We start from the raw sequence: 22,528 nt of genomic DNA, 5'->3' as shown, positions 1-22,528 counted from the left end.
TTCACGGGGCTTGCCTGAGCGCCCCCGCACCCCCAGATCGAAACCATGACTGATATCGCCCTGACGCTTGCCCAAGACCGCCTGCTGCGCCCCGGCGGCCTGGATACCGCCGGCCTGGAGCGCACCTTCGGGCAGCTGCTCGGCCCTGGTGTCGACTTCGGCGACCTTTATTTCCAGCACGCCCGCCGCGAGAGCTGGAGCGTGGAAGACGGCATCGTCAAGGACGGCGCCCATTCCATCGAGCAGGGCGTGGGCGTGCGGGCGATTTCCGGCGAGAAGACCGGCTTCGCCTACTCCGATGACATCCATGCCGATGCGCTGCTGGCGGCGGCGCAGTCGGCGCGCGCGATCTCGCGCGAGGGCGGTGCGCAGACCGGACGTTCACTGCTGCGCGGCAATGCGCGCGCGCTGTACCCAGCGTTGGACCCGATCGACGGCATCGGCAACGAGGCCAAGGTCGAGGTGCTCAAGCGCCTGGATGGCTACCTGCGTGCCGCCGACCCGCGCGTGAAGCAGGTGATGGTGAGCCTGTCCGGCGGCGTCGATACGGTGCTGATCGCCCGCAGCGACGGCGTGCTGGCGGCCGACGTGCGCCCGCTGGTACGCCTGAACGTGCAGGTCATCGTCGAACACAACGGCCGTCGCGAGTCCGGCTACGCCGGTGGTGGTGGCCGTTATGGCTACGAAGCGCTGTTCGCCAGCGGCCGCCCCGAAGCCCTGGCCCAGGAAGCGCTGCGCCAGGCGCTGGTGAACCTGGACGCGGTGCCGGCGCCGGCCGGCATGATGCCGGTGGTGCTCGGCCCGGGTTGGCCGGGCGTGTTGCTGCACGAAGCGGTCGGCCACGGCCTGGAAGGCGACTTCAACCGCAAGGGCACCAGCGTCTACGCCGGCCGCATCGGCGAGCGCGTCGCCGCACCGGGGGTGACCATCGTCGACGACGGCACCCTCGACGGTCGCCGCGGTTCGTTGAACATCGACGACGAAGGCCACCCGAGCCAGTGCACCCCGCTGATCGAGGACGGCATCCTGGTCGGCTACATGCAGGACAGCCTCAACGCGCGGCTGATGGGCATGGCCCCGACCGGCAACGGGCGCCGCGAATCGTTCGCGCACCTGACCATGCCACGCATGACCAACACCTACATGCGCGCCGGCGAGCACGACCCGCAGGAGATGATCCGTTCGGTGAAGAAGGGCCTGTACGCGGTGAACTTCGGCGGTGGCCAGGTCGACATCACCAGCGGCAAGTACGTGTTCTCGGCCACCGAGGCCTACCTGATCGAGGATGGCCGCATCACCACCCCGGTGAAGGGCGCGACCCTGATCGGCAACGGCCCGGAGACCATGCAGAAGGTGCGCATGGTCGGCAACGATCTGGCCCTGGACGAGGGCGTGGGCATCTGCGGCAAGGACGGGCAGAGTGTGCCCGTGGGTGTCGGCCAGCCCTCGCTGTTGATCGAGGGCATCACCGTCGGCGGTACGCAGGCCTGAGCGTGGCGATGGCCGCGGCCACCGCCCGGGCCGGCGCGGACTCAGTCCTCGTCGGCCTCGTCGACCGGATCGCCGGCGTGTTCGTCGCCTGCCGTCTTCAAGCCCAGCGCCGCCGGCAGCATCAGCGTACGCAGCACCTGGAAGATCTCGCGGTAGGCGCGCGGCGGCTTGTTCTTCGCCTTTTCGGCCTGCGCGTTGCGTACCAGGGTGCGCAGCTGCTGGCGGTCGGCCTGCGGGTAGTCGTCAAGCAGGGCGGCCAGCGCCTTGTCACCGTCGGCCAACAGGCGGTCGCGCCAGTCTTCCACGCGGTGCATCATCGCCACTTCGCGGCGGCCAGTCTCGCTGTTGGCGTCCAGCGCATCGCGGATCGCGTCCAGCGTTGCCTCGTCCTCGCGGCGCATGTGCTTGGCCAGGAACGCCAGCTGGCGCTTGTGGGCGATATGGGCGGTGATGCGCTTGCACTCGGCGATATGCGGCAGCAGGTCTTCCGGGATCGGCAGGCGCGCCAGCTGGGCCGGGGTCAACGACACCAGCTTCTCGCCCAGGGCCAGGACGTCGAGCGCGTCGCGCCGGTTCTGGCTGCGGCTCTTGTCGTGGAATTCACCGGTTTCTTCGTCGCGTCCGCGCATCGTCCCTACCTGATCTCAAAAAAAGTCGCCCGGCGTGATGCCGGGCCCAACCTGTACAGGATAAAGCATTGAACGTGATCGCCCCTGAAGTGGCCGTCGGCGACGACAGCCCGGCCCGGCTGGAACGGCTGGCCGACCTCTCCCAGCAGCTGCTCGACCGCGCCCGCGCGCTGGGCGCCAGCCAGGCCGAGGTCAGTTGCAGCGAGGACCGCGGACTGGAGGTCAATGTCCGCCTCGGCGAGGTCGAGACCGTGCAGTCCACGCGCGACCGCGGCATCGCCGTGACCGTCTATTTCGGCCAGCGCAAGGGCAGTGCCAGCACCGGTGACCTGAACGAGGCCAGCCTGGCCGCTACGGTCGAGCAGGCCTGCGCGATTGCCCGGCATACCGAGGATGACCCGGCTGCCGGCCTGGCCGAGGCCGCACTGATGGCCACCGACTTCCCGGAGCTGGACGGTTGGCACCCGTGGGCGTTGCAGGCCGATGAGGCGGTGGACCTGGCCCTGGCCTGCGAGGCGGCCGGTCGCGAGGCCGACGCGCAGATCCGCAATTCCGACGGCGCATCGGTGTCGAGCATGCAGAGCCTGTCGGTGTATGCCAATTCGCATGGTTTCTTTGGTCGTGAGCGCGGCACCCACCATTCGGTCGGCTGCGCGCTGATCGCCGGGCAGGGCGATGGCATGCAGCGCGATGGCTGGTACACCAGCGCGCTTGCCCGGGAGGACCTGGAAGACGTGGGCCTGGTCGGCCGTCGTGCCGCCGAGCGCACCGTGGCCCGCCTGCAGCCGCGTTCACTGGCTACTGGCAGCATGCCGGTGCTGTTCGCCCCGGAAGTGGCGCGCAGCCTGGTCGGCCACCTGCTGTCGGCGGTGTCCGGCGGCGCCTTGTACCGCCAGGCCAGCTTCCTGCTGGACAGCGTCGGCCAACGCCTGTTCCCGGAATGGATGCAGATCGACGAGCTGCCGCACCTGCGCCGTGGCCTGCGCTCGGCCGCCTTCGACGGCGACGGCGTGGCCACCCGTAGTTCGGCGCTGGTCCGAGACGGCGTACTGCAGCGCTACGTGCTGGGCAGCTATTCGGCGCGCAAGCTGGGCCTGCAGACCACCGCCAATGCTGGCGGCGTGCACAACCTGCAGCTGGCGGCCAATGCCGGCCCGCTGGAAGAGATCGCCCGGCAGATGGGTGACGGCCTGCTGGTGACCGAGCTGATGGGGCAGGGCGTGAACGGGGTGACCGGCGATTACTCACGAGGCGCGGGCGGCTTCCGTGTCGAGAACGGCGAGATCCAGTACCCGGTGGACGGCGTCACCATCGCCGGCAACCTGCGCGAGATGTTCAGCAGCATCGAGGCGGTCGGCAGCGACGTCGACCCGCGCTCGCACATCCGGACCGGTTCGATCCTGCTGGGGCGGATGACCGTCGCCGGTAATGATTGATGGCATTGATGACGTAAGCTATGCGCGCCTGACGCAACCAGCTTGGTGCTGGTGGGTCAAGACCACCCAATGAAAAGGAGTTTTGTCGTGAGCGAATTCGATAACGTCCCGTCGCCGCCGGCAACCACCGATGCCCCGGCCGACCAGCGCACCATGGCGCTGGCTGCGCACCTGCTGGGCATCTTCACCTGGTTCATCGGCGCCCTGATCATCTGGCTGATCAACAAGGATGACGCCAGCAAGGCCTTCGTGACCGACCAGGCCAAGGAAGCGCTGAACTTCCAGATCACCGTGACCATCGCCATGGTCATCAGCATCATCCTGATGGTGGTGATCATCGGCGGCATCCTGGCGCCGATCGTGGGCATCATCAACCTGGTGTTCTGCATCATTGCCGCAGTCAAGGCCAACAACGGCGAAGCCTATCGCTACCCGTTCACCCTGCGCCTGATCAAGTAATACCGGCCGCATGCGCAAACAGGAACGCCCGGCATTGCCGGGCGTTCCTGTTTGAGGGCAGCGTCACCGGCGGCGATCAGTGATCGCGTTCCACCGCCAGCGTTGCCAGCGCGCGCAGCGCATCGGCCTCTTCGCCATGGCCGGCCAACGTGGCCTGCATGCGTGCGGCCAGTTCGCGCAGCTGCGCCTTCGCGCCGTCCATGCCGAGCAGCGCGGGGAAGGTGCTCTTGTCCTGCGCCTGGTCCTTGCCGGCGGTCTTGCCCAGCTGTTCGGAACTGGCTTCGACATCGAGGATGTCATCGCGGACCTGGAAGGCCAGGCCGAGTGCATCGGCGAAACTGTCGAGCTGGGCCAGCTGCGGCTCGTGGGCCTGGCCGCACAGCGCCCCCATGCGCACCGCTGCACGGATCAGCGCGCCGGTCTTCAGCGCATGCATGCGGGTCAGTGCCGCCAGGGTCTGCTGCTGGCCGGTGGCATCGATGTCCAGCGCCTGGCCACCGCACATGCCGGAGGCGCCGGACGCGTGAGCGAGGGTCTGCAGGCAGGCCACGCGCAGCGTGGCCGGCAGCGGCGCATCGGCCAGCAGGCCGAAGGCACGCGTCTGCAGGGCGTCGCCGGCCAGGATCGCGGTGGCTTCGTCGAAGGCGATGTGGGTGGTCGGCTTGCCGCGGCGCAGGGCGTCGTCGTCCATCGCCGGCAGGTCGTCATGCACCAGCGAATAGGCGTGGATCAGCTCGACAGCCATCGCCGCCGCGTCCAGCTGTTCCGGCTGCGCGCCGAACAGGTGGCCACTGGCATACACCAGCAGCGGTCGCATGCGTTTGCCACCGCCCAGCACCGAATAGCGCATGGCCTGGTGCAGGCGCTGCGGTGCTTCGGCAGGCGAGGGCAGGGCGGCATCGAGCTGGCTTTCGATACGGTCGCGCCAGCGCGCGAACAGGGCTTCAGCCGTCATGGTTGGGCGGATCGAAAGGCTCGGCCGTTTCCGGCTGGGCCGGATCGCTGAGCAGGCGCACGCGCAATTCGGCCTGCTCCAGCGCCTGCTGGCACTGACGGTACAGACCGACACCGCGTTCGTAAGCACTGAGCGACGCTTCCAGGCTCAGCTCGCCGGTTTCCATCTGCTCCACCAACTGTTCCAGCGATTCGAGCGACTGCTCGAACTGGGCGACCGGGGAGGCGTTTTCGGGGGACTTCTTGGCCATGCGGCAAGTGTGGACGGGCTGCGCGCGGGGGTCAATTCACCAGCCGCCGGGACGCCACTGCAGCTGCGCGTCGTGGGCCTGCAACCAGGCCTGCAGGGGAGCTGCGATGACCACGTCGGCGGCGGCAAGCAGCTGCGCTCCATCGAAGACCAGCGGCAGCTGGGCGCGTCGCCAGGGGGCAAGGTGTTCGCGTTGCAGGCAGTCCTTCAGCGCATGCGAATGCTGGCGACCGGGCAGCAGGATGCGTTCGCCGCCCACACGCGCACGGACCTGGAGCGGCCGTTCGAAGGCCTCGGCGCCGTGCAGGTGCAGCTGACCGCCATCGGGCAGCGCCAATGGCGCGCGTCCATCCCATCCGGCCTGCCAATCATGGGGAAGCGCCGGCAGTTGCGCGGGCAGGAGATAGGCATGATCGCGCCATTGCTGGATGGCATGATCGTGCCAGCGCACCCGCGCCTGGCGATCGTTGCTGGCTGGCAGCAGCTCGTCCAGCGCCTGCTGCAGCACCGTGGCCGGCAGTGGGGCGGCCCCATGGCCGATCACCCAGGCACGCAGCACGCGCGCGGCGCGGCCCGGTGACACCTGGCGCAGCAGCTGCAGCGATAGCACACGCGGTGCCACCTCCAGATGCGCGATCAGCTCGGCGTCCTCCTCGTCCAGCAGCGCGCGGGTCTGCCGGCAATGCAGGGCGCTGCCCGCCAATGCCGCGGCGGCGTGCGGCCAGCGCTGGCGCAGCAACGGCAGCACCTGCAGGCGCAGGAAATTGCGATCGGCGTGGTCGTCGGCGTTGCTGGGGTCTTCAACCCAGCGCAGCGCGTGCTGGTGCGCGTAATCGAGCAGCGCACGGCGCGGCACCGCCAGCAGCGGTCGCCACACACGGTGTTCGCCTACGCGGCTGTCTGCGGACATCGCGGCAAGACCATCGACGCCGGAGCCACGCAGGGCACGCAGCAGGAAGGTCTCGGCCTGGTCGTCCAGGTGCTGCGCCAGCGCCAGTGTTTCGCCGTCGCGCAGTTCGGTGGCGAACGCGGCGCGTCGCGCCTGCCGTGCTGCGCCTTCCAGGCCCAGGCCCGATGTGGGGTCGATCTGCACGCGATGCACGGCCAGTTCGATGCCCAGCGCTGCGCATTGCTGCTGGCAATGCAGCACCCAGTCGTCCGCATCGGGGTGCAGGCCATGGTGCACATGCACCGCGCGCAGCGCCGTGCCGGAGGCCTTGGCGCAGCGCCACAGCCAGTGCAGCAGCACGGTCGAGTCGACACCGCCGCTGTAGCCCACCAGCAGTGGCGCATCCAGCGGAACGAGGGCAGGGAAGGCAGTCACGGCGGCAAGTATAGGGTTGCTCGGCAGGGCTGCGCCCTGCACCCGGGTACGATCCAGAGCAACGGCAACGGCAACAGCAGAAGCTGGTTTCCTGAGGGTGGGCGGGGTGGGGCCGGTTGCGGGGGCCGCTGCAAGTACGTCCATGTAAGCTCGGTCGCCGCATCCATGCGGCTCACGCCCCCGCAACCGGACCCACCCCGCCTTCGACAGTTTCCTGCGAACTGTCGGAATTGCTCTTGGGGTCAGATCCGTTTTCCTGCGGAAAACGGATCTGACCCCGTATTCAATTCGATATCTGAGAGAAAAATCGTGTCGACCAAGCTCGACACCTACCAGGAGCAACAGCAACCGCCGTGGTTGCCGGCCGCCCCGCCATCCCACGGAATGCACGCTGTTGCTGTTGCTGTTGCTTCGGCCGTTGCCGTTGCATCGGCAGGTGCAGGGCGCAGCCCTGCCGAAAAACCTACTTCACCCGACGGCCCGCGCGGTCGATGCGGAACCACTCCCCGCCTTCCATCGGCGTGTGGCCATCGGCATCCGGCGTGCCGCGCCGACAGCCGTTGCAGACCTCGGCCACGCCATCCTGGAACGGCCACCCGAAATCGTAGGTGCCGGGCACCACCTGGCGGAACGTCAGGTCGAAGTAGCCGACGCGGTTGCCGACGCGGCCGCGCAGCAGGCCTTCCTGCGGTGTTTCCGGGCCGTTGTCCCAGGTCAGCACAGGCAGGCTGCGGCCCTTGCGGTCGACGTAGTGGAAGCCCTGGTCGGCATACACCACGGCCAGGCCGTGGTCGTCGTAGTTCAGGTCCTTCAGCGCATCGGCGCTGATCTTCGGCCGGTGATCGACCACCTCGCAGTTGGGCAGCGGCCACAACCTGTGTTCGTCGGTCAGCAGCTTGCAGGCCGGCGCCTGCGCCAGCGCGCTGGAACCGGCCAGTACGCCGAGCAGGACCAGCGACCGCGCGAAGCGGCCGCGGTCGAGGCGGGCCTGCCGCACGATCACTTGGCCTCGGTCTTGCGCTCGAAGGCCGTCGGTGCCGGCAGCTGCACCGGCACGCCCTTGTCATCGCAGGTGCCGGCCTGGCACAGGCGCTCGCGCAGGGCCGGGGTGGCCTGCACGATCATGTGATAGATCGCGTTCTGTTCCAGCGTGCCGCGGATCGCCTTGCTGCCCGGGCCACGCGCCCAGATGCCGACATCCTCACCACCGTGCGATTCGGACTTCATCGGCACCAGTGCTTCCTGCATGTAGTCCGGATGCTCGGTGTCGACCTCGCGCAGGTTCGGGCGGCCGTTGGCCGGTTCGAAGCTGCTCGGGTTGTGCGGGTAACGCTTCGGGCCGGCCGGCTGCTGGTTGCTGCTGCCGGTATGGCCCGGGCCGTTGGCATAGCTCAGCGTGGTGTACGGCTGGCCGGTGCCGTCCAGCGCGTAGTCCAGCTTGCCGGCACCATCTTCGCCGCCCTTGTCCTTCACCTTGCCCAGGATCGGATTGCCACGTGCCGGGTAGCCGACGAAGTTCAGCGTATGCGAGTGGTCGGCGGTGACGATGATCAGGGTGTCGTCGGCCGAGGTCAGTTCGTTGGCCACGCGCACCGCGTCGGACAGCGCCACGGTCTCGGTCAGTGCACGGTAGGCGTTGCCGCTGTGGTTGGCGTGGTCGATGCGCGCGCCTTCGATCATCAGCACGTAGCCTTCCTGGTGCCTGGCCAGATTCCTGATCGCTGCAGCCGTCAGTTCGGCCAGGCTCGGCTCACCGCCCGGATCCTGCGGGCGCTCGTATTCGTAGCGCATGTGGTCCGGTTCGAACAGGCCGAGGATGGCCGGCGCATTGGCGGCCGCCGCCAGCTGCTTGCTGTTCCACACGTAGGCACCCTGCGGGTGCGCCTGCTGCCATTCCTGCACCAGGCTGCGGCCATCCAGGCGCTGGCCGACCTTGTCGTCGTATTCCGGATCGCGCTCTTCCACGGTGGTGAATTCACCGCGACCGCCGCCGAGAGCGACCAGCGGGCCGCGCCCATAACGCGAGGTCGACAGCAGCTGCTGTGCGATGTCCTTGCAGCCTGCAGCCTTGGCCGCTTCAGTCAGGTCGGTGTCGTTTTCCCAGTTGCGCTCGGGCGAGTGCGCATAGGTGGCAGCAGGGGTGGCATGGGTCAGGCGCGCGGTGGACACCACACCGGTGGCCAGGCCGGCGCTGTCGGCCAGCTGCAGCCAGGTCAGCAGGCCCTTGGACAGGCTGTCGGCGCAGTCGGTGCGGCTGCCGGCGCTGACACCGATCGCGCCCATGTGGGTCTTCACGCCGGTGGTGATGGCGGTCATGGTGCCGGCCGAGTCCGGCGTCTGCGAATCGGTGTTGTAGGTCTTGCTGAACGCCGTGGCCGGGAAGCGCTCCCAGGACAGCAGGTTCTCCTCGCCCGAGCCACCCTTCTGCTGGCCTTCGTAGATGCGCGAGGCGGCCACGGTGGTCAGGCTCATGCCGTCGCCGAGGAACAGGATGACGTTCTTCGCCTTGCCGGACATCGCGCCGTTGGCGGCGGCCTGGGCGGCGCCACTGCGGTACCACCATTGCGGGGTCTCGCCGGCAGGATGGGCGACCGGGTCGACGGCGACCTTCAGGCCGGCCGGGACAGAGGCGGGGGTGGTGCTGGCGCAGGCGCCCAGCAGCAGGGTGGTGGCGCAGGCGGCCAACATTGAGACGGAACGGCGCATGGACGCTGGGATCTCACAAACTGTAACGGGACGTTCATTATGCCCGCCCCTGCAAGGCACGCCGATGACACACTGATTTGCCGGCCGGGCGGTCGTTCTGCGGGCCGCCTTGGGCTATCGTGCCAGCATCCCTTCCTTCCCCTCTGGATTGCCTATGAAGCTGGTCTCTGCCTGGCTGCGGATTCCATTCTGGCAGCGCGTGGTCGGTGGCTTCGTGCTCGGCGCGCTGGCCGGCTGGGCGCTTGGCCCGGCCGCGGAAACGTGGTTCGGCCCGCTCGGTGAGCTGTACGTCACCCTGATCAAGATGATCGCCGTGCCGCTGGTGTTCTTCGCGGTCATCAACGCGATCTCGTCGCTGCACGGGCAGAAGTCGGTCGCCGCGCTCAGTGGCCGCACCTTCCTGTGGTTCGTGATCACCGCGGCGCTGGCGGTATGCGTTGGGCTGGGCGTGGGGACCGTGCTGCAGCCCGGTGCCGGCGGGCTGCAGCTGACAATGGCCAGCAACTACGTGCCGCGCGAAGTGCCCAGCGTGGTGCAGGTGCTGCTGGACGTGGTGCCGGCCAATGTCTTCTACGCGCTGTCCGGCATCGGTACCAAGGTCAATGCGGCCGGTGAGACTGTGCTGGCGGCCGGTCGCGGCTCGATCCTGCCGGTGATCTTCTTCGCAGGCCTGGTGGGCTTTGCCATCGTCAAGCTGGGCGAGAAGGTGACCGAGGCGCGCAAGCTGGTCGGCCAGATGAGCGACATCATGATCCAGGTGACCCGCTTCGTGCTGGAAGTCACCCCGATCGGTACCTTCGGCCTGATCGCCGGCCTGGTCGGCAGCTATGGCTTCGAGAAGCTGCTGCCGCTGGGCCATTTCGTGCTGGCCCTGTACGTGGCCTGCGCCCTGCACATCGTGGTGGTCTACAGCGCGCTGCTGCTGGCGCACGGCCTGAACCCGCTGAAGTTCTTCCGCGGCGCGGCGCCGGGCATGCAGGTGGCCTTCGTCAGCTCGTCCAGCTTCGCCGCGATGCCGGTGGCGCTGCGTTCGATCACCCACAACCTGGGCGTGAACAAGGACTACGGTTCATTCGCGGTGCCGCTGGGCGCCAGCATCAAGATGGATGGCTGCGGCGCGATCTATCCGGCGCTGTGCGCGGTGTTCATCGCGCAGTACAGCGGTGTGCCGCTGACCCCGGAGCAGTACGTGGTGGTGCTGATCGCCTCGGTGCTGGGCAGCTTCGGTACGGCCGGCGTGCCGGGTACCGCGGTGATCATGGCCACGGTGGTGCTGAGCGCAGCCAACCTGCCGCTGGAGACCATCGGCTATCTGTATGCCATCGACCGCATCCTCGACATGATGCGCACGATGACGAATGTGACCGGCCAGATGCTGGTGCCGGTGATCGTGGCCAAGGAAACCGGGCTGCTGGACCAGGCGGTGTATGACAATCCGTCCAGCAATGTGGGCGTGGACGATCCTGACCCGACACCGCCACGCAGCTGAGGTTGCGTGGAGATGAAAGGCCCGCCCTGACCGGCGGGCCTTTCGTTTGGGAGATGGCTGACGCGCTGCCGACCGTGGTAGATCCACGCCATGCGTGGATGGAGGCGGTGCCGACCAAGGTCGGCAGCTACCCACCATTACGCGGGCCCAACAAAAAAGCCGCTGCAGGGCAGCGGCTTTGCTTTGCGTATCAGGCGGCGCTGTGACGCCAGCCGGTCAGAGGTCGACGCGGCGGGCCTGCATGAACTTGTTGCCCCAGTAGCCACTGAGCAGGGTGTCCACGCGGACGTCCTTGCCCGAGCTCGGCGCATGCAGGAAACGGCCATCGCCGACGTAGATGCCGACGTGGTCGACGCGGCCCTTGCGGCCGAAGAACACCAGATCACCCGCGGCCAGCGCGGTGCGGTCGTTGATCAGTTCGGCATTGTCATCGTGGGCCATCTCGCGCGAGACGCGCGGAAGTTCGATGCCCAGGGCCGAACGGAACACATAACCGACCAGGCCGCTGCAGTCGAAACCGCTGTCCGGGTTGCTGCCACCCCAACGGTACGGGGTGCCCAGCAGGGTCATCGCGCGGCGCAGCAGCGACTGCACCTTGCCGTTGTCGGCGGCGGTGCCGACGACGCTGCCATTGGCGGCGCTGCTGGTGTCGTAGTTGGCGAGCAGGCGGCTGAGGTCGCCGGCCACCACGGCCGAGCGGTCCATCAGCGGAATGGTGTCGTTGGCGGCCAGGTGCGGCAGCAGGGCGGCCAGCGTGGCACTGGCGGCGGCATCGACGCGGCTGCGCTGCGGAGCGGCAGCCTCGGCCTTGGCGGCCGGTCGGGCGGTGCTCTCGGCCACCGGGGCCGGGGTCACATCGGAACGGTTCGGAGCAGTCTGCGACCAGGCCGGAAGGCTGGTCAGACACAGTGCCAGGCCAAGCAACAGCGGGCGGGCACTACGTGAAGATACGGAAGTCTGGCCTTCGCTTTTCAGGTCGTCAGTCGTCACGCGTCGGTCACAGGAAAAAAACGATGGGGCATCATGCCCTGTAAAAGCGCGGATAAGTTAAAAATTCCGTTAGTAATTCGTTAGTTACACAGTGATGTTCGTCACAGTTTTGAATATATCGCCTGTTCATTTTAGCGAAGGACGCGTTTCGCCCCTGTGTAGTGGTCCTTCCAGTAGGGACCGCTGAGCGAGTCCAGGCGCACGGTGCCGCCGGTGCTCGGCGCATGCACGAAGCGCCCTTCACCTACATAAATACCGACGTGGGTAACGCTGCCGCGGCTGCCGAAGAACACCAGGTCGCCGGTGGCCAGGCGCTGCGGGTCGATCTTCGGGCCCTGCACCGCCGCCAGGTCGCGGGAGGTGCGCGGCAGCCGCAGGTCCAGCATCTCGCGATAGACATAAGCGACCAGGCCGCTGCAGTCGAAGCCCGAATCCGGAGTGTTGCCGCCATAGCGGTAGGGCGTGCCGACCAGGCTGATGGCGCGCATCAGCACCGAGTTGGCAGCCTCGGGGTTGTCCGGCACGGTCTTTGGCCAGTTCGCCGTGGGCGGGGGCGGGGCCGGGCGGGTGGCCTTGCCACCGCCACAGGCGGTCATCAACAGGGGCAGGGCCAGCAGCAGGGCCGGGGCGAGAAACCGGCGCTGGCCGGACGAAACTGGCGTGATGTGCATGATCTCCGGATAATGCGCCACCTTGGATTGGCCGTCATGATGGCGGCGTCCCCGCCGGGCGACAACCCGCCCCAACCCGCCTGCCTCCGGCAGATCCAGACAGAGTTGCGCATGAAGATCGAAAAAGACCGCGTTGTCCGCTTCCACTACACCGTTTCCGAAGTCGGCCAGGAGCCGATCGAATCGTCCAAGGACCGCGGCGAGCCGCTGGCGATCCTGATCGGTCACGGCAACATCATCCCGGGCCTGGAAAACGCCATGATGGACAAGGAAGCCGGCGCGACCTTCAACGTCGACGTCAAGGCGGCCGATGCCTACGGCGAGCGTCGTGAGGGCCTGTCCCAGCGCGTGCCGAAGAAGCACTTCGGCAATACCAAGCTGGCGCCGGGCCAGCAGGTCGTGCTGCAGACCAACTTCGGCCCGCGTGCGGTGACCGTGCAGAAGGTCGGCATGAGCGTCGTCGACGTTGACCTGAACCATCCGATGGCTGGCAAGGACCTGCACTTCGACGTCGAAATCGTCGACGTGCGCGAAGCCGGCAAGGAAGAGCTGGACCACGGCCACGTCCACGGCGACGGCGGTCACCAGCACTGATCGCAGCGCGATCGTGATGGCAGCAATGGCCCGCTTCGGCGGGCCGTTGCGTTTCTGGAACACGCCGCGGCCATCCATGGTGCACGGGCCGGCGGCATAATGGCGGACCTGCCTGACGGACGCCCCGTGAACGCCGCTTCTCCTTCCCTGCAGCCGGTGGCTTCCGGCGAACGCATCGCCGTGCTGGACGTGCTGCGTGGTGCTGCGCTGCTGGGCATCCTGCTGATGAACATCGAGGCTTTCAGCGGCCCGCTGGACCTGGCCTTCACCGGCATTGACGTGCACTGGCGGGGCATCGATTACTGGGCCGACGCCTTCGTCTATGTGTTCGTGCAGGGCAAGTTCTTCACCCTGTTCTCGCTGCTGTTCGGTGCCGGCTTTGCGGTGATGGCACAACGCGCCGAGGTGGCCGGGCGCGACTTCACCCCGTTCTACCTGCGCCGCAGCGCCGGCCTGCTGCTGATCGGCCTGTGCCATGCACTGCTGGTCTGGTCCGGCGACATCCTGGTGATGTATGCGCTGGTCTCGTTGCCCTTGCTGGCCTGCCGCGAGGCGCCGCGCAGCTGGCTGCCGTGGATGGGCGTGATCGTCTACCTCGGCGGTGTAGCGATGATGCTGCTGGTGGGTGCGATGGTGTCGATGGCGTCGGCCGAAGAGGTGCAGGGCATGCTTGCCGAGGCGCAGCAGAGCATCGACCTGCAGCGGCAGGTGTACGGGCAGGGCAGCTGGGCGCAGGCCACTGTGCAGCGCCTGAGCGAGTTCGGCACCTCGATGGGCGCGTTGCTGATCAGCGGCCCGGAAGTGCTGGGCATGTTCCTGCTCGGCAGCTGGTTCGCCGGCAGTGGCGCGCTGGCGACGCCGGAGCGCTTCCCGCGGCTGTACGCGTCGCTGCGCTGGATCGCACTGCCGCTGGGGCTGCTGGTCACGCTGCTAGGGGTTGCCTGGAAACCCTACCTTGCACCCGGCGCCTACAACCTGCCGGTGACCGCGGCGATGGCCCTGGTCACGGTTGGCGGGCTGCCGATGTGCCTGGGCTACCTGGCGTGGATCGTGCACTGGCGCACGCGGCTGGCGTGGCTGGCGCCGGTGGGGCGCATGGCGTTGACCCACTATCTTGGCCAGTCGCTGCTGTGTACCTGGACCTTCTACCACTACGGCCTGGGCAGGTTCGAGATGATGCCGCGCAGCGTGCAGCTGCTGTTCGCGCTGCTGTTGTTTGCCGTGCAGGTGGCTGTTTCGCACGCGTGGCTGGCGCGCTTCCGCTTTGGTCCGATGGAATGGCTGTGGCGTGCAATGACCTACCGGCAGTGGCCACCGATGCGGCGCAGGACGAAGCAGGGGTGAGCGATGAGCGCGCACGCGCTGTGCCGATCGGCCGCGCGCCCGCGCATCCTCACGTCTGGCCTGCAGCGGGGCATGGCATGCTCGGCGTCAGCATGAGCGCCGGCATCGGCCAGCGGATCGCCGATCTCGTCTGCGGCCACACGCCAGCGATCGATCCTGCCCCTTACCGACCCGAGCGATTCCGATGAGCACTGCATCCTATGATTACGATCTGATCGTCCTTGGCGGCGGCTCCGCCGGCCTGGCCGGCGCGATCCGCGCCGCGCAGCACGGCAAGCGCGTGGCAATGCTGGAACCCGGCGAACTGGGCGGAACCTGTGTCAATGTCGGCTGCGTGCCGAAGAAGGCGATGTGGCTGGCGGCCGACCTGCACGAGCGCATCGGCCTGGCCAATGCGATGGGCTTCGATGTCGAGGCACGCCCGGCGCTGTCGTGGAAGGAACTGGTGATCCATCGCCAGGCCTACATCAGCAACATCCACACCAGCTACCACAAGCGCCTGGACGAAACCGGCGTGGTGCGCATTCCGGCACGTGGCCATCTGCTTGATGCGCACACCGTGGCCTGCAGTGATGGCGTGCGTTACAGCGCCGAACACATCCTGATCGCCACTGGCGCGCATCCACTGCGTCCGGATATTCCCGGCGCGGAGCTGGGCCTGGTCTCCGACGATTTCTTCGACCTGCGTGCGGCGCCGGCCGAGGTGGCGATCATCGGTGGTGGTTACATCGCGGTGGAGCTGGCTGGCCTGCTGCAGGCGCTCGGCAGCCGCGTGAGCCTGCTGGTGCGCGGCAAGCGCCTGCTGGAGCGCTTCGATTACGAGCTGACCGATCAGCTGGCCGAGAACCTGAAACAGCAGGGCGTGCGGATCCATTTCGACTATCGCCTGCGCGAACTGCAGCGCGATGGCGAGCGCGTGCGGGCGTTCGGCCATGACGGCCCGATCGACAGTGTGTTCGATGCGGTGTTCTTCGCTGCCGGCCGCCGGGGCAACAGCCGTGGCCTGGGTCTGGAAGCGCTCGGCATCGACATCGGCGAGCACGAGCAGGTGCAGGTGGACGAGTGGCAGACCACCCGCGTGCCGAGCGTGCACGCGGTCGGTGACATCGCCGGCAAGGTCGGCCTGACCCCGGTGGCGGTGGCCGCTTCGCGGCGGCTGATGGACCGCCTGTTCGGGGGGCGCCCGCAGTCCAAAATGGATTACGAGAACGTGGCCAGCGTGGTTTTCTCGCATCCGCCGCTGGGCGCGGTGGGCATGAGCGAGGAAGAAGCGCGCCGGCGTTTCGACCAGGTGAGCGTCTACCACAGCCGCTTCCGCCCGATGCTGCAGGCGCTGGCCAATGGTACCCAGCGCAGCCTGTTCAAGATGGTCTGTGCCGGCCCGGAAGAACGCGTGGTAGGCATCCACCTGCTGGGCGAAGCGGCCGACGAGATCCTGCAGGGCTTTGCGGTGGCGGTGAAGATGGGCGCGACCAAGGCCCAGTTCGACGACACCGTGGCGATCCACCCGACCTCGGCCGAAGAAGTGGTGCTGATGCGCTGAGCCGGGATGTTGTGGGGCCGAGCCCTGCTCGGCAGCCTTTCGCACCGGCCTGGCGTCGCCGAGCGCAGGCTCGGCTCTACAGGGCAGCGGGCGCCCCCATGCGACAATGAGCGTCCCCCACGCCTTACCGGGCCGCTCTGCGCGGCCCGCCGTCGTCCTGATGTCCACTCCCGCTTCCCGCATCGCCACTGCTTCCCCACGCATTGCGCTGGGCGGCATCGGCCTGGCCGCGATCGGCGCCATCGCCGCGTCGGGCAAGGCGATCATCGTCAAGCTCGGCCTGCGCCACGGCGTCGATGCCACCACGCTGCTCGCCCTGCGCATGCTGATGGCGCTGCCCCTGTTCGTACTGATGGCACTGTGGGCCGCGCGCCGGGCCGAGCCGTTGTCCTGGGCCGACCGTGCCCGCGTGCTGTGGCTGGGTTTCACCGGCTACTACCTGTCCAGCCTGCTCGACTTCCAGGGACTGCAGTACATCAGCGTGACCCTGGAGCGGCTGATCCTGTACTTGAACCCGACCCTGGTACTGCTGATCAACGTGCTGCTGGCGCGCCAGCGGCCGGGCCGCTGGCAGATCGGTGCGCTGGTGCTGAGCTACCTCGGCGTGCTGCTGGCCTTCGGCCACGATCTGCAGCGCGAGGGTGGGCAGATCATCGTCGGCAGCCTGCTGGTGCTGGGCAGTGCCCTCAGCTATGCGCTGTACCTGTTCGGCAGTGGGCAGGTGGTCGCGCGCATCGGTGCGGTGCGGCTGACCGCCTATGCCAGCTGCGTGGCCAGCGTGCTGGTGCTGCTGCATTTCGCGGTGACCCATCCGCTGCCGCTGCTGTGGCAGGCACCGGCGCCGGTGCAGTGGCTGTCGTTGGTCAATGCCACCGTGTGCACGGTGCTGCCGGTGCTGGCGATCATGCTGGCGGTGCAGCGCGTGGGTTCGTCGCTGGCCGCGCAGGTCGGTATGCTGGGCCCTGTTTCCACCATCGTGATGAGCCTATGGCTGCTCGACGAACCGATGGGGCCGGCGCAGATCGCCGGCACCGTGCTGGTGCTGATCGGCGTTCTGCTGGTGACCCGCCTGCGGCGCTGACGCCGGAGCAGGCGCGTGCGCGCATCCTGGCGGTGATCCGCGCAATCCCGGCGGGGCAGGTGATGGGCTACGGCCAGGTGGCGATGCGCGCGGGCCTGCCCGGGCGTGCACGCCTGACCGCACGCATCCTGGGCCAGAACGACGACCCGGACCTGCCCTGGCACCGCGTGCTGCGCTCGGACGGGCGCATTGCCATGGAAGAAGGGTCGGCCGGCTGGCGCGAGCAGTCACAACGGTTGCGCGCCGAGGGTGTGCGGGTGGAGAACGGCCGGGTGCGGATGCCGGCGACCGATCCGGCGGCGGCGCTGGACGCAGCGGTGTGGGGCCCGGGCTGAGCACCGCTGGCGACTGAACAGGCCGGACCTGCGGGTCGCCAACAAGACACGATGCTGCGGCTATGATGGAGGCCGTTCCATGCCGGTGCTCCCATGTTCCCGCGACTGCCAACCGTCACCAAGGCCCTGCTGATCGCCAACGCGATCCTGTTCCTGCTGCAGCAGCCGTTCCTGCTCGGCATGCAGACCTTCGAGCCGTTCATGCTGCAACCGTTGCAGCAGGGCTTCGACGCTTTCTCGCCGGGTGGCAACTTCCAGCCTTGGCAGCTGCTGACCTACGGTTTCCTGCATGGCAGCTTCGGCCATCTGTTCTTCAACATGCTGGCGGTCTTCATGTTCGGCGCGCCGCTGGAGCAGACCTGGGGCGAGAAGCGCTTCCTGCTGTACTACCTGGTGTGCGTGGCCGGTGCCGGTGTCTGCCAGCTGCTGGTGGGTACGCTGCTGGAAAACCCTGCCACGGTGCTGGGCGCCTCCGGCGGCGTGTTCGGCCTGCTGCTGGCCTACGGCATGCTGTTCCCGAACCAGCGGGTGATGCTGCTGTTCCCGCCGATCCCGATGAAGGCGCGCACTTTCGTGATCCTGTTCGGTGTGGGCGAGCTGGTGCTGGGCATGACCGGCTGGCAGCCGGGCGTGGCCCACTTCGCGCACCTCGGCGGCATGCTGTTCGGCTGGTTGCTGATCCGCTACTGGCGCGGGCAGCCGCCGTTCAAGCGCCGCCCGCCCGGCCCACCGAAGCGCCCGAACCATCTGCGCAGCGTCAAATGATCCGAAGGATCATTTGACGCTGCAGGTGCCGACCGTTGGTGGGCACGCCTCTACAGATCCTGCAACACCACCTGCGCCGCGTTGTGCCCCGGTGCACCGGTGACGCCACCGCCGGGGTGTGTGCCCGAACCGCACAGGTACAGCCCGGGCAGGGCGCCACGATAGCCGGCCTGGCCGACCATCGGCCGTGCCGAGAACAGCTGGTTGGCGCTCAGTGCGCCGTGGAAGATGTCGCCGCCGACCAGGCCGAAGGTGCGTTCCAGATCCAGCGGCGACAGCACCTGCCGACCGAGCACGCTGGCGGTGAAGCCGGGCGCATGCCGTTCGACGGTGGCGATCATCAGGTCGGCCACGGTCTCCCGGTGATCGTCCCAATGGCGGCCTTCAGGCAACACCGGCGCCACATGCTGGCAGAACAGGCTGGCCACGTGCTGCCCGGGCGGCGCCAGCGAATCGTCCAGCGTGCTCGGAATCAGCATTTCCACGATCGGTTCGCGCGCCCAACCGTCGCGGCGCGCATCCAGCCAGGCGCGGTCCATGTAATCCAGGCTGGGTGCCATGATGATGCCGGCGCTGAGGTGATCGCCGGGCCCGGGCAGGGCGCGGAACTCCGGCAGCCGCGACAGCGCCACGTTCATCCGGAACGTGCCGGAACCGCAGCGCCAGTTCGCCATGCGTTCGCGTGTCGCGTTGGGTACCTGTGCCGGTTCCAGCAATTGTTCGTACAGCAGTTTCGGATTGACGTTGGCGACCACCGTGCGTGCGCGCAGGATCTCGCCGTTGGCCAGTTCGACGCCCACCGCGCGGCCCTGTTCGATTCGCACGCGCTGCACGCCGGCCTCCACGCGCAGTTCCGCCCCGGCCTCGCGTGCCGAGGCTGCAATCGCCTGGCTGATCGCGCCCATGCCGCCGATCGCATGGCCCCACGCACCCTTCACGCCATTGCACTGGCCGAATACGTGGTGCAGCAGTACGTAGGCACTGCCCGGTGTATAGGGGCTTGCGTAGTTGCCGACGATGCCATCGAAGCCGAACAGCGCCTTGATCGGTTCGCTTTCGAACCAGCGATCCAGATACTCGGCTGCCGACAGCGTGAACAGGTCCAGCAGCTCCTGCCGCAGCGAGGCATCCAGCGTGGCCAGTTCACGACCAAGACGACCCATCTGCCACAGCGCAGGCAACGCGCGCCAACCACCCGCAACGCCGGCATCCGGTGGCGCGCGCAGGGCCCACGCGCGCAGCACATCGGCGAAGATCTCCAAGCGCGCTTCGTATTCGGGAAGCCGCTGCGCATCCCGCTCGGAGAACTTCGCGACCTCTGCCTGGGTGCGGCCCGGTGCCGACAGCAGGTAACGACCATCCTCCATCGGCAGGAAGTTGTTGACCGGGCGATTGATGATGCGCAGCCCATGCGCATGCAGTTGCAGGTCGTCGATCACCTTCGGCTGCAGCAGGGACAGCGTGTACGACGCCACCGAGTTGCGGAAGCCGGGATGGAATTCCTCGGTGACTGCGGCACCGCCGAGAACGCCACGACGTTCCAGCACCAGCACCTTCTTTCCAGCGCGCGCCAGATAGGCCGCGCAGACCAGGCCGTTGTGGCCGCCACCAACGACGATCGCATCCCAGGACATCAACACCTCGCAAAAAGGGGACGGAGGGGATTAAGTCGCAATCTGCATCTGCACACGGGGCATGGGGAGAAACGACCTAATCCCCTCCGTCCCCTTTTTTGATTGCCGCTTCGATGGTGGCGATGTCGATCTTCTTCATCGGCATCATCGCGTTGAAGGCGCGCTTGGCCAATGCCTTGTCCTTGCTGGTCACGGCTTCGATCAACATGCGCGGGCTGATCTGCCAGGAGATGCCCCAGCGATCCTTGCACCAGCCGCATTGGCTCTCCTGTCCACCGTTGCCGACGATCGCATCCCACAGGCGGTCGGTCTCGGCCTGGTCCTCGGTCTGGATCTGGAAGGAAAACGCTTCGCTGTGCTTGAACGCGGTGCCGCCGTTGAGGCCGACGCAGGGAATGCCGCAGACCGTGAACTCGACCGTCAGCACGTTGCCTTCCTTGCCATCCGGAAAGTCGCCGGGGGCGTGATGCACGGCGATCACCGCGCTGTCGGGCAGGATGCTGGCGTAGAAGGTGGCGGCCTCGAGCGCGCCGTTGTCGTACCAGAGGCAGATCGTGTTCTTGTGTGCCATGTCGGGGCTCCGCGATGGACGAAGCCGCAGCGATAGCACGCGCGGTGTTAACCCGGGATCGTGCTGCACCCGCAAAAAAGGGCGCCCGAAGGCGCCCCCTGTACTACGGGTAGTGCGCGTGGCTCAGCGCCAGACCTTGATCTGGTCGGCTTCGCTGCGCTGCATCGGCTGGCCGGCCTTGCAGCTGAAGGTGGCACCGAATGCCGGCAGGTTGGCCAGCGTGCCGTTGCTGCGCCACAGGCCCGGCGCGCGGATGTCGGCGGTCAGGCGGCGCACGGCCTCGTTCGGCGACAGCTGCTGTGCCCACAACGCCGACCAGGCGCGGAAGAAGCCCTGCTGCTGTGCCGGCTTGGCCTTCGGCTCCTGCGCGGTATAGGCCGCCCAGGCCAGTTCCAGACCGGCGATGTCGGCCAGGTTCTCTTCCTGGGTGAGCGTGCCGTTGACCTTGGCACCCTTCACGCCCGGGAAATCGTAGGCGCTGTACTGCGCGGCCACGCGGCCGCCGAGCAGGGTCCAGGCGGTCTTGTCGGCCGGGGTCCACCAGCTGCGCAGTTCGCCCTTGGCGTCGACCAGTGCACCCTTGGCGTCGATCGCACGGGTCAGCTCATGGCCGACCAGGCCACCGAAGCTGCCGAACTTGTCGGCGGCGTCGGCCTTGGCATTGAACACCGGGCCCTGCAGGATCGCCGCGGTAACGATCAGGCGGTTCTGTGCCAGGTCGTAGGCCAGCGACGGCTGCTGCGGCAGCACGTCCCAGCGGCGGTCGGCGTTGCCCTTGCCGATGCGCTTCATTTCCTCGCGGTGGCGCCAGGTCGACGCGATCAGCATGTTGCCGCCGAACGAACCGCGGCCCATCGGCTGCACGCTGTAGTCGAGGTCGCGCAACGGGGTGCCGATCTCGATCTTCAGCGCAGCCAGCTTGGCCTGCGCTTCGGTCTTGGCTTCGGCGCTCATCCAGCTGTTGTTCTTGACCGCCTCGATCTGCACTTCGCGCAGCTTGTCGACGATCCACGCCGCCTGGCGACGGTCTTCGGCCGACAGGTAACGGGCCGCGTATTCGCGGCCGACCATCGGGCCGGCGGCCACGTTGATCGCCTCCAGCACGTCTTCCCAGCGCTGCGGCGGCAGCGTTTCGCCACGCAGCACGCGGCCACGGAATTCAAACTCCGCGTCGCGGTAGGCCTTGGACAGGTACGGTGCCATCGAGTCGCCCACGCGCCAGCGCAGGTAGGCCTTCCACTGGTCCGGCTTGAGCTTGGTGACCATGCCATCGAGCTGCTTGAACAGGCCCGGGTCGGCCAGCGAGACCAGGTCGTCGTCCACGCCCTGTGCCTTCAGGAACGCGTCCAGCTGCAGGTTGCGGTAACGGCTGTTGAGCTCCTTGGTGGAGATCGGCGCGTAGTTGTTGAACGGGTTGTTGATGCCGGCCAGCGACTGCGCATTGCGCGCCAGCTCGGTCTCCAGCGCGATCACCGACTGCGATTCGGCATCGAGCCTGGCCGCCGGGGTGCCGGTCAGCGCCAGGATCTGCTTGACGTAGTTGCGGTAGCGCCCCATCAGCGCCACGGTATCGGCGTCGGTGCGGGTATAGAACGCCGGGTCCGGCAGGCCCATGCCGCCCTGCATGAAGTAACCGATGTGGCGGTCCAGTGCCTTCAGGTCGACGTCCGGGCCGAAGTTGAAGGCCACCGGGATGCCCACCTGGTGCAGCGCGGCGATCGAGGCCGGCACATCCTTGGCCTTCTTGATGGCGTTGATGCGGGTCAGCAGCGGCGCGATCGGGTTGGAGCCGTCCGCTTCCACGGCGGCTTCGTCCAGGCCGCTGGCCCAGAAGTCGCCCAGCAGCTTCTGCACGTCGCCCTGCGGCGACTTCATCGCGGCGTCGAGCAGTTCACGCTGCTGCTGGCGGCTGCGCTCGACCAGCTGGCCGAGCGCGGTGGTGGCACCGGTCTGCGGCACCGGGTTGGCCTTCAGCCAGCCTGCGTTGGTGGCGTCGTAGAAGTCGCTGCACTGGGCGCTGACGGCCGGGGCGCGCGCGGCCTTCTTCTTGGCGGCGAACGCATCGTGGGTCGGGACCAGGGTCGCCAGGCTGATGCCCAGGGCGATGGCAAGCGGACGGAAATTGGGCATGTGGAACGAATCCGTGATGGATTGAGGGCGCGCGCACTATAGCAAGCCGTGCATGGGCGCGGCATGCACGCGTCACGGTGGCGCCGCCGGGCCGTGCGCCGACCAGGGTCGGCATCTACCAACGGCCTGAGC

At 67.8% G+C, this 22,528-nt stretch carries 22 protein-coding genes and 1 pseudogene; 12 read left to right on the top strand and 11 right to left on the bottom strand.

Translation table 11 applies throughout. The annotated features are described in order from the left end of the window. Positions 1 to 45: 45 nt before the first annotated feature. Positions 46 to 1,491 carry a metalloprotease TldD gene (tldD, locus tag AC5P98_RS14155; RefSeq protein ID WP_014647936.1) on the top strand — a complete coding sequence of 482 codons (1,446 nt, stop codon included), beginning with the start codon at positions 46 to 48 and terminating at the stop codon, positions 1,489 to 1,491. Between the two features lie 41 nt (positions 1,492 to 1,532). On the opposite strand, the gene yjgA is transcribed toward tldD, so the two are convergent. Next, positions 1,533 to 2,120: a ribosome biogenesis factor YjgA gene (gene yjgA, locus AC5P98_RS14150; RefSeq protein ID WP_014647935.1), complete on the bottom strand. Its 588-nt coding sequence runs from the start codon at positions 2,118 to 2,120 to the stop codon at positions 1,533 to 1,535. Between the two features lie 68 nt (positions 2,121 to 2,188). Here yjgA and pmbA point away from each other — a divergent pair, with 68 nt between their 5' ends. Both pmbA and AC5P98_RS14140 read left to right on the top strand, forming a co-directional pair. Next, a complete protein-coding gene (gene pmbA, locus AC5P98_RS14145; RefSeq protein ID WP_014647934.1) occupies positions 2,189 to 3,556 on the top strand; it encodes a metalloprotease PmbA in 1,368 nt (455 codons plus the stop codon). 87 nt (positions 3,557 to 3,643) lie between these two features. Next, positions 3,644 to 4,015, top strand: a complete 372-nt coding sequence (locus AC5P98_RS14140; protein WP_495230068.1) for a DUF4870 domain-containing protein — start codon at positions 3,644 to 3,646, stop codon at positions 4,013 to 4,015. Positions 4,016 to 4,091: 76 nt separating this feature from the next. On the opposite strand, the gene AC5P98_RS14135 is transcribed toward AC5P98_RS14140, so the two are convergent. The 5 genes from AC5P98_RS14135 to AC5P98_RS14115 all read right to left on the bottom strand — a co-directional run bounded on the left by AC5P98_RS14135 (position 4,092) and on the right by AC5P98_RS14115 (position 9,249). Further along, the gene (locus AC5P98_RS14135) at positions 4,092 to 4,970 is read right to left on the bottom strand and encodes a polyprenyl synthetase family protein (protein ID WP_032961955.1); all 879 of its coding nucleotides are present in this window, start codon (positions 4,968 to 4,970) and stop codon (positions 4,092 to 4,094) included. Continuing rightward, positions 4,960 to 5,220 carry an exodeoxyribonuclease VII small subunit gene (locus tag AC5P98_RS14130; protein ID WP_014647931.1) on the bottom strand — a complete coding sequence of 87 codons (261 nt, stop codon included), beginning with the start codon at positions 5,218 to 5,220 and terminating at the stop codon, positions 4,960 to 4,962. Before AC5P98_RS14130 ends, AC5P98_RS14135 begins: the two co-directional genes overlap by 11 nt. Positions 5,221 to 5,256: 36 nt before the next feature. Then, entirely contained in the window at positions 5,257 to 6,543 is a 1,287-nt protein-coding gene (tilS, locus tag AC5P98_RS14125) for a tRNA lysidine(34) synthetase TilS (RefSeq protein ID WP_172412081.1), read from the bottom strand. Positions 6,544 to 7,006: 463 nt separating this feature from the next. Further along, positions 7,007 to 7,546: a WG repeat-containing protein gene (locus tag AC5P98_RS14120; protein ID WP_049408208.1), complete on the bottom strand. Its 540-nt coding sequence runs from the start codon at positions 7,544 to 7,546 to the stop codon at positions 7,007 to 7,009. Then, the gene (locus AC5P98_RS14115) at positions 7,543 to 9,249 is read right to left on the bottom strand and encodes an alkaline phosphatase (protein WP_049408205.1); all 1,707 of its coding nucleotides are present in this window, start codon (positions 9,247 to 9,249) and stop codon (positions 7,543 to 7,545) included. Before AC5P98_RS14115 ends, AC5P98_RS14120 begins: the two co-directional genes overlap by 4 nt. 154 nt (positions 9,250 to 9,403) lie before the next feature. Between AC5P98_RS14115 and AC5P98_RS14110 the strand changes: the two genes are divergently transcribed. Together AC5P98_RS14110 and AC5P98_RS14105 are read left to right on the top strand one after the other, a co-directional pair. Continuing rightward, complete coding sequence (locus AC5P98_RS14110; protein ID WP_014647927.1) at positions 9,404 to 10,738, top strand: dicarboxylate/amino acid:cation symporter; 1,335 nt, start codon at positions 9,404 to 9,406, stop codon at positions 10,736 to 10,738. A gap of 53 nt (positions 10,739 to 10,791) precedes the next feature. Continuing rightward, the gene (locus AC5P98_RS14105; protein ID WP_153643432.1) at positions 10,792 to 10,944 is read left to right on the top strand and encodes a hypothetical protein; all 153 of its coding nucleotides are present in this window, start codon (positions 10,792 to 10,794) and stop codon (positions 10,942 to 10,944) included. A 10-nt stretch (positions 10,945 to 10,954) separates the two neighbouring features. On the opposite strand, the gene AC5P98_RS14100 is transcribed toward AC5P98_RS14105, so the two are convergent. Then, positions 10,955 to 11,728, bottom strand: a complete 774-nt coding sequence (locus tag AC5P98_RS14100; protein ID WP_005414115.1) for a C40 family peptidase — start codon at positions 11,726 to 11,728, stop codon at positions 10,955 to 10,957. 131 nt (positions 11,729 to 11,859) lie between these two features. Next, on the bottom strand, positions 11,860 to 12,399 hold the full coding sequence (locus AC5P98_RS14095; RefSeq protein WP_026347086.1) for a C40 family peptidase: 540 nt from the start codon (positions 12,397 to 12,399) through the stop codon (positions 11,860 to 11,862). Positions 12,400 to 12,510: 111 nt separating this feature from the next. Between AC5P98_RS14095 and AC5P98_RS14090 the strand changes: the two genes are divergently transcribed. From AC5P98_RS14090 to AC5P98_RS14060, 7 genes and pseudogenes are all read left to right on the top strand, one after another. Beyond that, positions 12,511 to 12,993, top strand: a complete 483-nt coding sequence (locus tag AC5P98_RS14090; protein WP_014647924.1) for an FKBP-type peptidyl-prolyl cis-trans isomerase — start codon at positions 12,511 to 12,513, stop codon at positions 12,991 to 12,993. A 99-nt stretch (positions 12,994 to 13,092) separates the two neighbouring features. After that, positions 13,093 to 14,337: a DUF418 domain-containing protein gene (locus tag AC5P98_RS14085; RefSeq protein WP_041863671.1), complete on the top strand. Its 1,245-nt coding sequence runs from the start codon at positions 13,093 to 13,095 to the stop codon at positions 14,335 to 14,337. A gap of 26 nt (positions 14,338 to 14,363) precedes the next feature. After that, positions 14,364 to 14,525 (top strand): annotated as a pseudogene (locus AC5P98_RS14080) (amino acid dehydrogenase); the annotation flags it as partial. After that, a complete protein-coding gene (gene gorA, locus AC5P98_RS14075; protein ID WP_032957466.1) occupies positions 14,522 to 15,880 on the top strand; it encodes a glutathione-disulfide reductase in 1,359 nt (452 codons plus the stop codon). The pseudogene AC5P98_RS14080 and the gene gorA, both read left to right, overlap by 4 nt. Before the next feature lie 160 nt (positions 15,881 to 16,040). Beyond that, positions 16,041 to 16,961 (top strand): DMT family transporter, encoded by a 921-nt coding sequence (locus AC5P98_RS14070; protein WP_019660628.1) that lies wholly within the window; start codon positions 16,041 to 16,043, stop codon positions 16,959 to 16,961. After that, entirely contained in the window at positions 16,868 to 17,296 is a 429-nt protein-coding gene (locus AC5P98_RS14065) for an MGMT family protein (protein WP_401730001.1), read from the top strand. Before AC5P98_RS14070 ends, AC5P98_RS14065 begins: the two co-directional genes overlap by 94 nt. A gap of 93 nt (positions 17,297 to 17,389) precedes the next feature. Beyond that, the gene (locus AC5P98_RS14060; RefSeq protein ID WP_014647919.1) at positions 17,390 to 18,061 is read left to right on the top strand and encodes a rhomboid family intramembrane serine protease; all 672 of its coding nucleotides are present in this window, start codon (positions 17,390 to 17,392) and stop codon (positions 18,059 to 18,061) included. Positions 18,062 to 18,111: 50 nt separating this feature from the next. Here the strand turns inward: AC5P98_RS14060 and AC5P98_RS14055 are convergent, their stop codons facing one another. The 3 genes from AC5P98_RS14055 to AC5P98_RS14045 all read right to left on the bottom strand — a co-directional run bounded on the left by AC5P98_RS14055 (position 18,112) and on the right by AC5P98_RS14045 (position 22,396). Then, positions 18,112 to 19,695 carry a phytoene desaturase family protein gene (locus tag AC5P98_RS14055; RefSeq protein WP_049408194.1) on the bottom strand — a complete coding sequence of 528 codons (1,584 nt, stop codon included), beginning with the start codon at positions 19,693 to 19,695 and terminating at the stop codon, positions 18,112 to 18,114. A gap of 76 nt (positions 19,696 to 19,771) precedes the next feature. Beyond that, on the bottom strand, positions 19,772 to 20,266 hold the full coding sequence (locus AC5P98_RS14050; RefSeq protein ID WP_014647917.1) for a VOC family protein: 495 nt from the start codon (positions 20,264 to 20,266) through the stop codon (positions 19,772 to 19,774). Positions 20,267 to 20,389: 123 nt separating this feature from the next. Then, a complete protein-coding gene (locus AC5P98_RS14045; protein ID WP_049408192.1) occupies positions 20,390 to 22,396 on the bottom strand; it encodes a M13 family metallopeptidase in 2,007 nt (668 codons plus the stop codon). Between the last annotated feature and the right edge of the window lie 132 nt (positions 22,397 to 22,528).

Source organism: Stenotrophomonas sp. YJH_SMC_135, assembly GCF_059372355.1.
Note: the sequence above shows the minus strand (reverse complement) of the source record. Positions and strands in the feature narration are given on the sequence as shown.